A 12,907-nucleotide genomic window follows, 5' to 3' on the forward strand; every position below is an offset into this window, starting at 1 on the left:
GCACCGTGACGGCGCTGGGCAACAGGCGGACCGCGCCCTGGCGGCCGGTGGACTCGTCGGCCTGCTCGCGTGCCGCGCTCACGGAAGCTCGGCCAGAACCGTCTCGGCTCCGATGGCGCGCTGCCCGACGATCACCGCCGTCCGCGACCCCTCCGGGAAGTAGGTGTCGACGCGCGAACCGAAGCGGATCAGTCCGTAGGTGTCGCCGATGGTGAGCGAATCGCCCACGGACGTGGTGTTGACGATGCGTCGCGCGAGCAGTCCGGCGATCTGTACGACCGCCAGGTCGTGACCCGACGGTGTGCGCAGATGCATGCTGGTGCGTTCGTTGACCTCGCTGGCGTCGGCGAGGTCGGCCGACAGGAACTGTCCGGCCTTGTGCACCACGGCCTCGACCGTGCCGGACACCGGGACGCGCTGGACGTGGACGTCGAGCACGGACAGGAAGATGCTGACCCGCGGCAGCGGAGCGGTGCCGAGGTTCAACTCGGCGGGCGGCACCGCGTGGTCGACGAGTGCGACCTCACCGTCGGCGGGGGCCACGACAACCCCGGCCCGATTCGGCGGGACGCGCGGAGGGTGGCGGAAGAAGCCCGCCATGGCTCCGGCGGTGAGCAGCGAGGCGGTGCGGACGACCCGGTGGCGGCGGCCGAGTCCGGCGAGCGCCAACGGCACCGCGACGAACGGGGCACCGGCGGGATGCAGCGGCGGAATGCTGCGCCGCACCAGGTCCACGATGTGTCCTGCTCCGGTCGGTTCAGGCGTACCAGGGGGGACAGGTCTGCGGGCCACGGGCTCCTCTTACGTCGATTCGGGCACACTCTCACGGCCCGAGGGATGTGCGGACACGACTCGGGGCCCCTCACAGATTACGTGAGGGGCCCCGAGAGGTGGGGTCTGCGTCAGACGCGCGAACCGCGTCCCGTGACTGCCTTGACGATGAACAGCAGGATGCACGCGCCGACGAGGCACGTGACGAAGCTGAAGATGATGCCGCCGCCCTGGACGTCGACACCGAACGCGCGGAGCAGGAATCCACCCAGCAGGCCGCCGATGATGCCGACGACGATGTTGAGGATGATGCCCTGCTGCGCATCCGTCTTCATGATCTTGCTGCCGATCCATCCGGCGAGTCCGCCGATGATGATCCAACCGATGATGCCCAGACCCAACATGATGGAACCTCTTTCAGATCAGCTTTGCTGCCCGTGGACCGGGCATGACTACTGACCTTCTGTACCCGGCCCCGATACTCAGCAAACGTTAAGCCGACCGTCGGCACATCACGATCCGGCCTCGACTGCGTGACGGCGGGCCTACTGCGGCGTGACCAGCAGGATCTGGTCGGTGTCGCCGTTGTCGGTCGTCACGAGCAGCGTCCCGTCCGGTTGTGCCGACACCGTGCGGATGCGGCCGTACTCGCTGAGAGCGGGAATCGTCGACTGCGCGTCCACCGTGGTGCCGTCGTCGGAGAGATCGAGGAGCAGGACCTCCTGGCCCTTCTGCACGCCGACGGCGAGCATGCCGTTCCACGCGCCCCAGGCGTCACCGTCGAGGAACGTGGCCGACGCGGTGGCGATGGTGCTCGGGCCCGAGCTCCACACCGCGTTCCGGGCGCCGGGTACACGCTCCGGATCGGTCATCGCGACGGACTCGTCGTAGCCGCCGCCGCGGTCCGGTCGGTACCCGTAGTTGCCGCCCGCCACGAGGAGGTTCACCTCGTCGTCCCGCGACGTGCCCTGTTCGACGGAGAAGATCTGATCGGTGCCGGGCCGGGCGGCCAGTCCCTGGACGTTGCGGTGGCCGAGTGTGAAGACCGGGCTCGCGGGGTCGGGATTGCCTGGGGCCGGTACGCCCGTGGCGGCGTCGACCCGGAGGACCTTGCCGCCGAGCGACGTCGGGTCCTGCGGAACGGTGCCCTGAGCCGAGTCGCCGGTGCCGATGAACAGGGTGCCGTCGGCGTTCGCCAGCACCCGGCATCCGCCGTGGCGACCGGAGGTGACCGGGAACCCGGAGACGACGGTGCGCTCACGCGTGAGGCTCGCGTAGTCGTCGGCCACGGTCCATGCGACCACGCCGATGGTGGGGTCGTCGCCTCGAATGCCCTGGCAGGAGTACAGGGTCCGATCGGTCTCGAAGGTCGGTGACAGTGCGAGGCCCATCAGACCGGTCTCCGATCCGACGAACAGATCGCCGAGATCGGCGCTGATCGGTGTCGGCTCACCACCGGGCCGGATCGCGGTGAAGCGGCCGGGGCGCTCGTCGAAGATCACGGTGCCGTCCGGCGCCCGGACCACGTCCCACGGATGATCGAGCCCCGTGGCCAGTGAGGAGACGACGACGTTCGGGACGGCGTCCGCGGCGTCCGCGGCGTCCGCGGATGTCGGTTCCGGTGTCGTTGCCTGCGATGTCGGCGATTCGGGGGTGCCGGCCGCGGGGGAGGCGTCGGACTCGGTCGTGGTCGAGCACGCCGTCGTCGCCAGAGCAGCGGACAGGGCGAGGCCGGCGAGGGCGCGGGTCGTGCGGGCGCGAGGGGTCATCACTTCACGGTACGAGCAGAACTCTCGGCCGCGTCCTTGATCTTCGCCAGGGTGGACGCCATGCCCCGCTCGAGTTCGGCCTCGAAGTTGCGTGTGCCGCCCAGCACCAGTCGCACCGCGGTGTCGGAGACCTTGGTGGTGCCGCCGGGTGCCTCGCGACGCTCAGTCACGCGTGTGCCCGTCTCGGTCGGTTCCAGGAAGTAGGACCACACCGTGTGGTTCTCGGTGATGCGGAACGCGAGCAGTCGCTCGCGCTCGAGGCGCACGACCCGCGACGTCGTGGGCCACACGAGGGGTCCGCGCCGATTGACGTTGAGCGTGCGGGTGCCCACGCGCAGTGGGCCGAACACCTTCATCACCGCGCACTGGGGGCTCCACTCACCCATGCGCTTCAGGTCGGACACCACGGACCAGACCGCGCTCGGCGGTGCATCGATGTCGACGCTGACGGACAGGGGTGTGGCCATGGAGTTCTCCCGGTGTGTTCAGGCAGGCTGGGTGGTGACGCCGTCAGGGTAGTAGGACGTCCACGACGTGCACCGCGACGTCCTCCGCCGTGAGAGCGGTGCCGAGCGTGGTGTTCACCGCGTCGGCCGTCCTCCCGGTCAGTGTCACCGCCAGCGCGGCCATGTCCTGGCCGTACGTCACGGCGATGTCCAGGGACACCCCGGTACACCGGCGTCCGTCGACGTCGAGATCGATGCCCTTGACCCCGCAGGGCAGTTCCGACAGGGCGCGGGCGATGGACAGGAGCACCAGGTGGTCGCCCACCCGCAGCGAGTCGCCGTCGACGAAACCCGGGTGCGAGGCGTCCAGCGCGCGTGTCCGCCGAGCCGTCGCGCGGAGTGCGGCGAGGATCGCCGTGCTGGCCTCGACCCAGGACGGCACCTCCTCGTCTCGGAGTTCCTGTGCGGCGCGGCTGAGCACGGGATCGTCCGGCTCGTCCGCCGTGTCTAACGCCATGACGCCATCCTCTCGCTCAGAGTGGTTCGTGCGCGGGTGACCTGACCGCGCACCGCTGACGGCGACATGGACAGGATCTCCCCGATCTCGACATGAGTCATTCCCTCGACCTCGCGGAGCAACCAGCACGAGCGCTGCATCTGTGGCAGTGCCCCGAGGGCCACGCGCAGCTCGGCGAGGAACCCCGATTCCGTCGCCCGCACCTCCGGATCGTCCGACACGTCGCTGACGGCGTCGTCGAACAGCCACTCCTCGTGCGGACGGGGGATGCGGCGCCGCGTGGCGTCGATGGCCTTGTGTGCGGTGATACCGAACAGCCATGTGCGCAGCGCCGAGTCGGACCGGTAGTTGCCGAGGCTCTTCCAGGCCGCGACGAACGCGTCCTGGACCACCTCCTCCGCGACGCCGTCGTCACGCAACATGTTGCGGGCGTACCGGAACATCGCGGGACCGTGCGTGCGGACGATCTCCTCGAACGCGCCGCGGTCACCGATGACCGCAGCGTCGACGAGAGCCGCATCGCTGTCCACGGAGCAAATTCGAACCAGCGGGTGTGAAACGACAGTGGTGTGGCATACATCACATCCGCATACGTTTTCCTCGGTCCGCCTCGACCTACTCCCGACACAACGAACCCGAAAGGATGACGTAGATGACGACAGCACAGGGATCCACCACGTCCACCACCGCCACCGGCTCGAACGGTGCGCTGGACAAGAAGACCGACTCCACCGGTGCACTGGTCGCGTCCGACGGCCGCACCACCATCGCGGACGTCGTCGTGTCCAAGATCGCCGGCATCGCCACCCGTGAGGTCCAGGGCGTGCACGACGTGGGCGGCGGCGCGACCCGCGCCATCGGTGCACTGCGCGAGCGCATCCCCGGCGCCCGGGTCAACCACTCGCAGGGCGTGTCCGTGGAGGTCGGCGAGAGCCAGGCAGCCGTCGACATCGACATCGTGGCCGACTACGGCGTGTCCATCGCGGATCTCGCGGCGGGCATCCGTCGCAACGTGATCGACGCGGTCGAGCGGATGACCGGCCTGCAGGTCACCGAGGTCAATATCACCGTGCACGACGTCTTCCTGTTCGAGGAAGAAGACGAGCGCGACGACGCAGCACCCGCACGCGTTCGATGAGCCCCGCGGCACCGTCGGGCAGCGATCGCGCCGATCTCGTCGCGGACGCGGTCGTCGCGGTGGACGGAGTCGCCTCGTTGCACGGCGGGATGTTCGGCGAGATCGGCACCTACCTTCCCGGTAGGCGCGTCGCCGGGGTCGCGATCCGGGACGACGGGACCGAGATCCACATCGCCGTGACCCCGGACGCCGTCGTACGCGAGACGGCCGACGCGGTTCGCCGCGCCGTCCGTGCGGTGGTCGATGCCCCGGTGCACGTCGTGGTCGAGGACGTGGCGTCGCCGTCGGACGGCGGCGCCGACACAGGGTCCTCCGGACCGGAACCGACCGAGTCCTCCGAGCCGGGGTCGACCTCGGCTCCCGGGGGTACTCTCCGCCCGTGACCCAGCCTCGTCCGCCGCACGCCGACCCCGCCTATCGCGAGGCTCGGCGTGCGGCGGCGAGAGCGCACCATCCCGACGCCGGGGGCGACGCCGAGTCGCTCATCCGTGCGTTGCGCGACATCGACGCGAAGTTCTCCCGCGGGACCGTCGCGACGCAGGTGGTCGTCGGCGTAACCCGACGACGGCTCGCCGTTCGCCGCCTGTCCCGGGTCCGGCGACTGCTGCCCACGCGGCGCACCTACGTCGACCTGCCCACGAGCTCGGCCGACCGGCCACCCAGACCCACGGACCCACGTTCTCCCTCCCGGGAGAACTGACCGCTCTCCACGATCGGAGCACCATGACCTCCTCGACCATCGGCCTTCTCGCCGGCCTCCTTCTGGCAGTCGCTGCCGCAGCCGGCGGATTCACCGGATTCCTCGTCGCTCTCGTCCTGGGTGCGATCGGGTTCGCCGTCGGCGCGTACCGCGACGGAAACTTCGACCCCGAGGCACTCCTGCGAGGTCGCGGCCGTGGCTGACACCGCCCCGAGCGACACGGCGGACGCAGCGGACACCGTCTCGAAAGACCTGTCCGACAGAGCCGACCCCGGGACGATCGACCCCGCGCAGCGTGGGTCGCTCACAGTCCTCGATCGCGCGGTCGAGTCCATCGCCGACGCCTCCCTCGGTCGCACCGACGGTGTCGTCACCTCCGGCGGGAGCTTCGGCCGCAAACCGTCCCGTGTGAAGGTGACGAAGCAGGACGACCGCGTACGCGCCGCCGTCGACGTGACCGTGGCGTGGCCGCGCTCGGCGGCGTCCGTCGCCGACGATCTCCGCCGCGACATCGCGCGCGGCATGACCGACTCGGGCCTGCGCACGGATTCCGTCGACGTACACGTCGGCGACTTCGGTTCCGTGTCCTCGTCCGCCGCGCCGGCGTCGGGCGCGACTCCGGCGCCGACCACCCGGCCGCTCGCGGCTCCGGCCGCGACCCCGATCGCGATCGTGGTGTCGCTGCTGCTCCTCGCCGGGGCGGGTGTGCTGATCCGCGACGCGCTGGTCGGATTCTCCGTCATCAGCGGTCGAGAGTGGACGGCGAGCGCACTCGACTGGATCGACGGACTCACACCCCTGTCCTGGATGTTCCCCGCGGGCATCGCCGTGGCGGTCGTCGGAGTTCTGGTCGTCCTGGCCTCGCTCAAGTGGCGCGCCTGTCGGTACCGGTCCAGCGGGATCGCGGACGACGTGTGGGTGCACAAGGCCGACCTGGCGAAAGGTGACCGAGCCGAAACCCACGGTGGCGGCCGCACCCGAGACCACGGCCACCCCGACTGTCGCAGGAGGCGAGAAATGAAGCGGACCACGGTGTTCTTCGACCGCCTCGGTGTCCTGATCATCGGACTCGCGCTCGTGGCCGTCGGCGGTGGCGCCGCACTGTGGCAGCGCGATCGACTCCCGTTCGAACTCACCGAGGTCGACGCGTCGGTGGTGACCGACGCGCAGGACCAGCAGTGGTGGCCGTGGGCTCTCCTCGGCGCCGGAGTGCTGATCGCGCTGCTCGTGGTGTTCTCACTGGTACGAAGGCTGCCGTCCTCAGCGGGGCGCACCCTGTCGCTGCCGGTCACCGGCGATCCCGACGGCCGCGTGACCGTCGATCTGCGATCGGTCGCTCACAGGGCGGCCGACACCGCCCGCGAGGTCGACGGGGTGAAGTCCGCGCGTGCGCGTCTGCGTCACGAGCGGTCCGACGGTCGCCGTGTCCCGGTGATCACCGTGGTGGTGCGGGCCGAGGAGTCCGCATCGCTGCGCACCGTGGCGGAGAAGTTGACGGACGTGCGCAGCGCGGTCGCGTCGGTCGTCGGCGACGGTGCCGTCGGCGTTCGGGTACTGCTCTCGGCCTGACCCTCGCGGCTCAGAGCGCGAGTGCGGTGGCCACGACGGCCAGTCCTGCCGGGACGATCTGCACGAGCGCGCCCTTCATCATCCGACGGTCGGTGCCGAGCAGAACACTGCCGGCGCCGACCATCGATCCCGCGGACACGAAGACCAGGACGGCGCCGACGGTGTGATTCCCCGCCGCCAGGTTCACCGCGCCGACCGCGGCACCCACCGCGAGGAACAGGTTGTAGAAGCCCTGGTTGAAGGCCCACCGCTCGACGACGTCGACGTGGGAGTCCTCCCGCACGCCGAAGACGTGACGGCCCTTGGTGCGGAAGACCAAGGACTCCAGAACGAAGATGTACACGTGGAGCGCGGCGGCGAGAGCGGCCAGAACAGCAGCGACGGCGGTCATGCCGGTCAGTATGCGCCGCACCTGCCACACGGCACGGGACCAGCACCAGTTGTGTTTTCTCACGAAGTTGTCACAGGAGCCCCGGGACCCTCGTCCGGCGCGTACGCTTCGGCCCACGGACGAGATGGTGTATCGCTCCACGATCCCGCTTCGTTACACACAGATTCGGCGTCGTGTCGACGCCCCTCGTGTCGGGGAGAACCACATGCACGACCTTCTGGCGCACCGCTCACACGCGGTCAACACCGGCCACACCGAGATGATCCGCGCGGTCTTCTGCGACGAGTTCGAGATCGGCGTGGACCAGGACGTCCTGACCACCATCTCGTGCGGCGACATCGGGCAGTGGGTGTCCGATCTGCGGTTCACCGGCCTGTTCCTGCCGGGTGAGATCGAGGCCATCGAGCGCCAGTGGAACACCGACCCCGCAGGTCTGGTCGCCGCGCTCATGGGCGGCATCGACGAGGTCGGGCGGCGCCGCTCGGCGCATCAGGCTCCGCAGGTCGACGTGGTCGCCCAGCGCTTCGTCGGCTGACCCGGCTCGCCGGGCCGCGCGTCCGTCAGCGGTTCTTCGGGGGCCTGTTGGTCTGCGCCCGGCGCGCCTCTTCCTTCTCCTTCACGCGGACGGCCTCGCGCTGCACCTCCGCGTAGTTCTCGCGTTCGGCCTTCAGCCAGTCCGGTTCCTCGGCGGACAGCGCGTCGATCTCGGCCTGCGTCATCGAGTCGGACACGTCGTTGCGCGCCAGTGCGGTGTTGGTGACGCCGAGTTTGCGAGCCACGACGTCGCGGGGGAACGGCCCCGCCGTCCACAGATCGCTCAACCACTGCGGCGGATTCTGGCGCAGAGCCTCGAGGTCGCCTCGCGTGATGGGCTGGGAGCGGAACTCCTCCGGCGCCGCCGGCAGGAAGATCCCGAGCTTGGCAGCAGCCGTCAGAGGCTTCATCGTCTGGGCGTTCAGGTCCTGGCTCACCGCGCCAGCGTAGCGCCCGCACGGCCGACCACGGCCGAGCGCAGCGGGAAGTCGGCCGAGCGCAGCGGGAAGTCGGCCGAGCGCAGCGGGGACTACGCTGGCCCGGTGAACGATGCGACCGTCCTGCGCTGGTACATCGAGGTCGCCGAGACGCTCGCGTTCGGGCGCGCGGCGAAGGCGCTGAACATCTCCCGGCTCCGACTGAGTGCCGCGGTCAAGGAACTCCAGGACGAGGTCGGCGAACCCCTGTTCGTTCCGGGCGACGGGCCCACCGAACTCACCGAGGCCGGACGGGCTCTGCTCGACCGGGCCCGCGACATCGTGGCGGAGGACGATCGCCGCCGCGCCGAGGAGGCTGCGGCAGCGCCGGCGCGGCCGACGCTGCGGGTCGGTTTCGTTCCGGGAGTGACGGTCACGAAATGGACCCGGATCTGGGCGGATCGCCACCCCGGCACCGACCTGCAGACGGTCGTCGTCGAGGAGTCGGACCAGCTCGACGCGCTGCGGACGGGTGTGGTCGACATGTGCTTCGTGCGGGAGCCCGCCGAACGGGAGGGGCTGCACTGCGTCCCGCTGTACTCCGAGGTCGCCGTCGTGGTGGTGCCCAAGGACCATCCGGCCGCGGCCTACGACGCCGTCACGCTCGGTGATCTCGAGGGCGAGTCGCTGCAGGACGGCTCCGACCGATCCGAGGCGTCGCTGCCGACGACGCTCGAGATGGTGGCCGCCGGTGTCGGCCCGGTGCTCGTGCCGCACTCGTTGGCCCGACTGCACAGTCGCAAGGACCTGCTCTACCGGCCCGTCACCGACGCGGACCCCACCCGGATCTTCCTGGCCTGGCCCACATCGGTCGCCGCACCCGAGGAGGGAACACTCGACCTGCCGCAGGAGTTCCTGGGGGTGGTGCGCGGACGGGCCGCGCACAGCTCGCGTACCGAGTCCGAACGCGGGACACCGCCGAGGAAGAAGAAGAAGGCAGCTGCTCCGGGGCCGGCCGCCAAGCGAAGTCAGGTGCCCCGCCGACGACGCTGACATACTGTCGCCGTCGTGACGAGTGGAAAGGCGGGTTCGTGAGCGACCCAGCTCCCCGAAGTTCGGCCGGCGCGAGCAAGCCGGCCATCCTCACCGTGGACGACGATCCCGGGGTGTCCCGCGCCGTCGCCCGCGATCTGCGGCGCAAGTACGGCGAGAAGTACCGCATCATCCGGGCGGAGTCCGGCGAGTCCGCCCTGGAGGCGTTGCGAGAGATCGCGTTGCGCGGTGACCAGGTCGCGGTATTGCTCGCGGACTACCGCATGCCGTCGATGAGCGGTCTCGAGTTCCTCGAGCAGGCCATGGACATCTTCCCGTTCGCGCGCCGCGTGCTCCTCACGGCGTACGCGGACACCGACGCCGCCATCGAGGCGATCAATGTCGTCGACCTCGACTACTACCTGCTCAAGCCGTGGGATCCGCCGGAGGAGAAGCTGTACCCGGTGGTGGACACGCTGCTCGACGCGTGGCACGCCGCCGACATCCGGCCCATCCTGGAGACCAAGATCATCGCGGGTCGGTGGGCGTCTCGATCGTCGGAGATGCGCGAGTTCCTCGCCCGCAACAGGCTGCCGTACCGGTGGTTCCTCGCGGACGAGCCCGAGGGAGCGCGTCTGTTGGCGGCGGCGGGTCACGACGATCGCACGCTGCCGGTGGTGGTGTGCGCGGACGGGTCGTGTCTGCTCGACCCCACCGACACCGAGTTGGCCGAGTACTTCGGTCTGGGCACCACGCCGACGGAGGACTTCTACGACCTCGTCGTCGTGGGCGGCGGGCCCGCCGGCCTGGGCGCGGCCGTCTACGGCGCGTCCGAGGGTCTCCGGACGGTCCTCGTCGAGCGCACCGCGACGGGTGGGCAGGCGGGCCAGAGCTCGCGCATCGAGAACTACCTCGGTTTCCCGGACGGGGTGTCCGGCGCGCAGCTGGCCGAGCGTGCACGTCGGCAGGCCGAGAAGTTCGGCGCCGAACTCGTCACCACCCGCGAGGTCGCGGGTGTCGAGGTCGACGGGCCGGCGCGCGTGGTGCGTCTGACCGACGGCAGTGCGATCGCCGCGCACTCGATCATCCTCGCCACGGGTGTCTCCTACCGCCGGCATCCGGCGCCGGGGGTCGACGAGTTCGCCGGTCGCGGCGTCTTCTACGGCTCCGCGGTCACCGAGGCGGTCGGCTGTACCGATCAGGACGTGTACATCGTGGGCGGCGCGAACTCCGCCGGTCAGGCAGCGATGTACCTGTCCAAGTGGGCGCGGTCGGTGACCATCGTGGTGCGCGCCGGGTCGCTGGAAGCCTCCATGTCGTACTACCTCGTGCAGCAGATCGAGAAGAACCCCGTCATCTCCGTCCGCCCCTGCACCGAGGTGACCGCCGCGCACGGCGACGGCCACCTCGAACAGATCACCCTGCGCGACAAGGTCTCCGGCGACGAGGAGACCGTCGACACGGGCTACCTGTTCCTCTTCATCGGGGCGGCGCCGCGGACCGAGTGGCTGGACGGCGTGGTGGTGCGCGACCGCCACGGCTTCGTCGTCTCGGGTCAGGACCTCACGGTCGACGGGGCCCGCCCTCCGGGCTGGTCGGTCGACCGCGCACCGCACCATCTCGAGACCAGCGTGCCCGGCATCTTCGCGGCGGGCGACGTGCGCGCGGACTCCGCCAAGCGCGTCGCGTCGGCCGTCGGTGAGGGTGCGATGGCCGTCATGCTCGTCCACCGCTATCTCGCCCAACCCTGACCACCGCACGCGTCCCGGAAGCTGGATCATCATGACCGAACTCGACTGCAGCACCGAGGAACTGAAGACGCTGTTCCTCTTCGAGTCGCTCGACGACGAGCAGCTCGAGCAACTGTGTGCCAACGGGCACGTGGAGATGATCGAGGCCGGTCCCGTGTTCGCGGAGGGCGACGACGCCACGTGCTTCTACGTGCTCCTCGACGGGGAACTGGTGCTGACCAAGATGTCGGGTGGCGAGAAGATCGAGGTGAACCGCACGTCGTCGCGGGGCGTCTACGCGGGTGCGTGGCAGGCGTACCTCGGGGACCGCGCCCCGCAGAAGTACATGTCGGGCATGGACGTGACGCGTCCGTCCCGGTTCTTCGTGCTCGACGCCGAGCGGTTCGGAGACCTGGTTCGAGAGTGGTTCCCCATGGCGGTCCACATGCTCGAGGGACTGTTCTTCGGTCAGCAGAGCAGCAAGCAGGTCATCGACCAGCGGGAGCGGTTGCTGGCGCTGGGGTCGCTGTCGGCCGGTCTGACACATGAGCTGAACAACCCGGCCGCCGCGGCGGTCCGTGCGACGGCGGCGCTGCGGGACCGGGTGTCGCACATGCGCCGCAAACTCGGCGTCATCGCGTCGGGCGTCTACGACACCGACTCCCTGACGGGTCTGATCCGCCTGCAGGACGAGGCCGCCGAACTGGTGGGCAAAGCGCCGGAGCTCACTCCCATGGAGGCCTCCGACCGGGAGGACGCGCTGGGGGAGTGGTTCGAGGACCACGGCATCTCCGACGGGTGGGACCTCGCCCCGACCTTCGTGCAGGCCGGCATCGAGGCCGACTGGCTCGAGCGCGTCGCCGCGGACACGGGGGCGGAGCTTCTCGAGAGCACGATCCGCTGGCTGAACTACACCATCGAGACCGAACTGCTCATGAACGAGATCTCCGACTCCACCACACGGGTGTCGACGCTGGTCAACGCCGCGAAGCAGTACTCGCAGATGGACCGTGCGCCGTTCCAGAAGGTGGATCTGCGGGTCCTCCTCAAGAGCACCCTGGTGATGCTCGGCCGCAAGATCGGCGACGACATCACGGTGGTCAAGGACTTCGACCCGGCGCTGCCTCCCGTCGCGGCGTACGCCGCGGAGCTCAACCAGGTGTGGACCAACCTCATCGACAACGCCGTACAGGCCATGGACGGCCGAGGAACGCTCACTCTGCGCACCGCGCGGGAGAACGACACGGCCCTCATCGAGATCGGGGACACCGGCCCGGGCGTTCCCGAGGCGATCCGGTCCCGCATCTTCGAACCGTTCTTCACCACCAAGCCCGTGGGCGAGGGCACCGGTCTGGGCCTCGACATCTCGTGGCGGATCGTGGTGAAGAAGCACGGCGGCGACCTACGGTTGCTGTCGGAGCCGGGAGACACCCGGTTCCAGGTACGGATACCGATCGACGGCCCGGCCGGGGCGCCCATGCCGATCGCAGAGGAGGAAGTCGGATGAGCACGAACGGAATCGACACCGCGGTACCGCCCAGCGGCACGGGCTGCGTGGAGTGCGACGCCACCGACGGGTGGTGGGTGCACCTGCGTCGGTGCGCTCAGTGCGGCCACGTCGGATGCTGTGACTCCTCACCGTCGCAGCACGCGAGTGCCCATGCCGCGACCAGCGGTCATCCCGTCGTGCAGTCGTTCGAACCCGGGGAGACGTGGTTCTGGAACTACGTCACCGAGGAGGGCTTCGACGGTCCCGAACTCGCTGCGCCGCAGCATCATCCGATGGACCAGACAGTGCCCGGACCGTCGTCTCGGGTCCCCTGGGACTGGCAGCGCCACGTCCGCTGAACCCAACATCGAATCGTTATGGAGTTACCCGCCGGTAGGGACGAGC

General features: G+C 69.7%; 18 protein-coding genes. 10 read left to right on the top strand and 8 right to left on the bottom strand.

Annotated elements, in window-relative coordinates; all coding sequences use genetic code 11:
- Nucleotides 1-78: 78 nt before the first annotated feature.
- From QE449_RS03060 to QE449_RS03085, 6 genes are all read right to left on the bottom strand, one after another.
- On the bottom strand, nucleotides 79-792 hold the full coding sequence (locus tag QE449_RS03060; protein WP_056441430.1) for a phosphatidylserine decarboxylase: 714 nt from the start codon (nucleotides 790-792) through the stop codon (nucleotides 79-81).
- A 110-nt stretch (nucleotides 793-902) separates the two neighbouring features.
- Nucleotides 903-1,175: a GlsB/YeaQ/YmgE family stress response membrane protein gene (locus tag QE449_RS03065; RefSeq protein WP_307108189.1), complete on the bottom strand. Its 273-nt coding sequence runs from the start codon at nucleotides 1,173-1,175 to the stop codon at nucleotides 903-905.
- Between the two features lie 141 nt (nucleotides 1,176-1,316).
- Entirely contained in the window at nucleotides 1,317-2,540 is a 1,224-nt protein-coding gene (locus tag QE449_RS03070; RefSeq protein ID WP_307108190.1) for a PQQ-dependent sugar dehydrogenase, read from the bottom strand.
- Nucleotides 2,540-3,007, bottom strand: a complete 468-nt coding sequence (locus QE449_RS03075; RefSeq protein ID WP_307108191.1) for an SRPBCC family protein — start codon at nucleotides 3,005-3,007, stop codon at nucleotides 2,540-2,542. The genes QE449_RS03070 and QE449_RS03075 overlap by 1 nt, the downstream gene beginning before the upstream one ends.
- Nucleotides 3,008-3,050: 43 nt before the next feature.
- The gene (locus tag QE449_RS03080; RefSeq protein WP_222638023.1) at nucleotides 3,051-3,503 is read right to left on the bottom strand and encodes a hypothetical protein; all 453 of its coding nucleotides are present in this window, start codon (nucleotides 3,501-3,503) and stop codon (nucleotides 3,051-3,053) included.
- The gene (locus tag QE449_RS03085; RefSeq protein WP_231476391.1) at nucleotides 3,494-4,033 is read right to left on the bottom strand and encodes an RNA polymerase sigma factor; all 540 of its coding nucleotides are present in this window, start codon (nucleotides 4,031-4,033) and stop codon (nucleotides 3,494-3,496) included. The genes QE449_RS03080 and QE449_RS03085 overlap by 10 nt, the downstream gene beginning before the upstream one ends.
- 122 nt (nucleotides 4,034-4,155) lie before the next feature.
- Here QE449_RS03085 and QE449_RS03090 point away from each other — a divergent pair, with 122 nt between their 5' ends.
- The 5 genes from QE449_RS03090 to QE449_RS03110 are packed head-to-tail and all read left to right on the top strand — an operon-like array spanning nucleotide 4,156 to nucleotide 6,910.
- On the top strand, nucleotides 4,156-4,641 hold the full coding sequence (locus QE449_RS03090; protein WP_056441439.1) for an Asp23/Gls24 family envelope stress response protein: 486 nt from the start codon (nucleotides 4,156-4,158) through the stop codon (nucleotides 4,639-4,641).
- Nucleotides 4,638-5,024: a hypothetical protein gene (locus QE449_RS03095; protein ID WP_231476392.1), complete on the top strand. Its 387-nt coding sequence runs from the start codon at nucleotides 4,638-4,640 to the stop codon at nucleotides 5,022-5,024. Before QE449_RS03090 ends, QE449_RS03095 begins: the two co-directional genes overlap by 4 nt.
- Nucleotides 5,021-5,341, top strand: coding sequence for a hypothetical protein (locus QE449_RS03100; RefSeq protein ID WP_307108192.1), 321 nt, complete (start codon nucleotides 5,021-5,023; stop codon nucleotides 5,339-5,341). Before QE449_RS03095 ends, QE449_RS03100 begins: the two co-directional genes overlap by 4 nt.
- A gap of 23 nt (nucleotides 5,342-5,364) precedes the next feature.
- A complete protein-coding gene (locus QE449_RS03105) occupies nucleotides 5,365-5,544 on the top strand; it encodes a DUF2273 domain-containing protein (RefSeq protein WP_027506261.1) in 180 nt (59 codons plus the stop codon).
- Entirely contained in the window at nucleotides 5,537-6,910 is a 1,374-nt protein-coding gene (locus tag QE449_RS03110; protein WP_307108193.1) for a hypothetical protein, read from the top strand. The genes QE449_RS03105 and QE449_RS03110 overlap by 8 nt, the downstream gene beginning before the upstream one ends.
- Nucleotides 6,911-6,920: 10 nt before the next feature.
- Here QE449_RS03110 and QE449_RS03115 read toward each other — a convergent pair whose 3' ends face one another.
- Nucleotides 6,921-7,301, bottom strand: a complete 381-nt coding sequence (locus tag QE449_RS03115) for a DUF1304 domain-containing protein (RefSeq protein ID WP_027506264.1) — start codon at nucleotides 7,299-7,301, stop codon at nucleotides 6,921-6,923.
- A 205-nt stretch (nucleotides 7,302-7,506) separates the two neighbouring features.
- On the opposite strand from QE449_RS03115, the gene QE449_RS03120 reads away from it, so the two are divergent.
- A complete protein-coding gene (locus QE449_RS03120; RefSeq protein ID WP_155957051.1) occupies nucleotides 7,507-7,836 on the top strand; it encodes a hypothetical protein in 330 nt (109 codons plus the stop codon).
- Between the two features lie 25 nt (nucleotides 7,837-7,861).
- Here the strand turns inward: QE449_RS03120 and QE449_RS03125 are convergent, their stop codons facing one another.
- Nucleotides 7,862-8,272 (bottom strand): DUF5997 family protein, encoded by a 411-nt coding sequence (locus QE449_RS03125; protein WP_056441446.1) that lies wholly within the window; start codon nucleotides 8,270-8,272, stop codon nucleotides 7,862-7,864.
- A 105-nt stretch (nucleotides 8,273-8,377) separates the two neighbouring features.
- Between QE449_RS03125 and QE449_RS03130 the strand changes: the two genes are divergently transcribed.
- From QE449_RS03130 to QE449_RS03145, 4 genes are read left to right on the top strand one after another with little or no spacing between them, the layout of a single operon-like run.
- Nucleotides 8,378-9,304, top strand: a complete 927-nt coding sequence (locus QE449_RS03130; RefSeq protein WP_051613454.1) for a LysR family transcriptional regulator — start codon at nucleotides 8,378-8,380, stop codon at nucleotides 9,302-9,304.
- Nucleotides 9,305-9,342: 38 nt separating this feature from the next.
- A complete protein-coding gene (locus QE449_RS03135) occupies nucleotides 9,343-11,034 on the top strand; it encodes an FAD-dependent oxidoreductase (RefSeq protein WP_307108194.1) in 1,692 nt (563 codons plus the stop codon).
- A gap of 31 nt (nucleotides 11,035-11,065) precedes the next feature.
- Entirely contained in the window at nucleotides 11,066-12,520 is a 1,455-nt protein-coding gene (locus QE449_RS03140; RefSeq protein ID WP_056441456.1) for an ATP-binding protein, read from the top strand.
- Nucleotides 12,517-12,861 (top strand): UBP-type zinc finger domain-containing protein, encoded by a 345-nt coding sequence (locus QE449_RS03145; RefSeq protein WP_056441460.1) that lies wholly within the window; start codon nucleotides 12,517-12,519, stop codon nucleotides 12,859-12,861. Before QE449_RS03140 ends, QE449_RS03145 begins: the two co-directional genes overlap by 4 nt.
- Nucleotides 12,862-12,907 lie beyond the last annotated feature (46 nt).

It is taken from the genome of Rhodococcus sp. SORGH_AS_0303 (genome assembly GCF_030819335.1).
In the GTDB taxonomy this organism is placed as follows: Bacteria; Actinomycetota; Actinomycetes; order Mycobacteriales; family Mycobacteriaceae; genus Rhodococcoides.

What these genes read in the sequence shown, in the direction of transcription:
- QE449_RS03105 (WP_027506261.1), top strand. Translation starts at nt 5,365, where the DNA reads ATGACCTCCTCGACCATCGGCCTTCTCGCCGGCCTCCTTCTGGCAGTC.
- QE449_RS03090 (WP_056441439.1), top strand. Translation starts at nt 4,156, where the DNA reads ATGACGACAGCACAGGGATCCACCACGTCCACCACCGCCACCGGCTCG.
- QE449_RS03120 (WP_155957051.1), top strand. Translation starts at nt 7,507, where the DNA reads ATGCACGACCTTCTGGCGCACCGCTCACACGCGGTCAACACCGGCCAC.
- QE449_RS03070 (WP_307108190.1), bottom strand. Translation starts at nt 2,540, where the DNA reads ATGACCCCTCGCGCCCGCACGACCCGCGCCCTCGCCGGCCTCGCCCTG.
- QE449_RS03075 (WP_307108191.1), bottom strand. Translation starts at nt 3,007, where the DNA reads ATGGCCACACCCCTGTCCGTCAGCGTCGACATCGATGCACCGCCGAGC.
- QE449_RS03115 (WP_027506264.1), bottom strand. Translation starts at nt 7,301, where the DNA reads ATGACCGCCGTCGCTGCTGTTCTGGCCGCTCTCGCCGCCGCGCTCCAC.
- QE449_RS03065 (WP_307108189.1), bottom strand. Translation starts at nt 1,175, where the DNA reads ATGTTGGGTCTGGGCATCATCGGTTGGATCATCATCGGCGGACTCGCC.
- QE449_RS03145 (WP_056441460.1), top strand. Translation starts at nt 12,517, where the DNA reads ATGAGCACGAACGGAATCGACACCGCGGTACCGCCCAGCGGCACGGGC.
- QE449_RS03140 (WP_056441456.1), top strand. Translation starts at nt 11,066, where the DNA reads ATGACCGAACTCGACTGCAGCACCGAGGAACTGAAGACGCTGTTCCTC.
- QE449_RS03080 (WP_222638023.1), bottom strand. Translation starts at nt 3,503, where the DNA reads ATGGCGTTAGACACGGCGGACGAGCCGGACGATCCCGTGCTCAGCCGC.
- QE449_RS03095 (WP_231476392.1), top strand. Translation starts at nt 4,638, where the DNA reads ATGAGCCCCGCGGCACCGTCGGGCAGCGATCGCGCCGATCTCGTCGCG.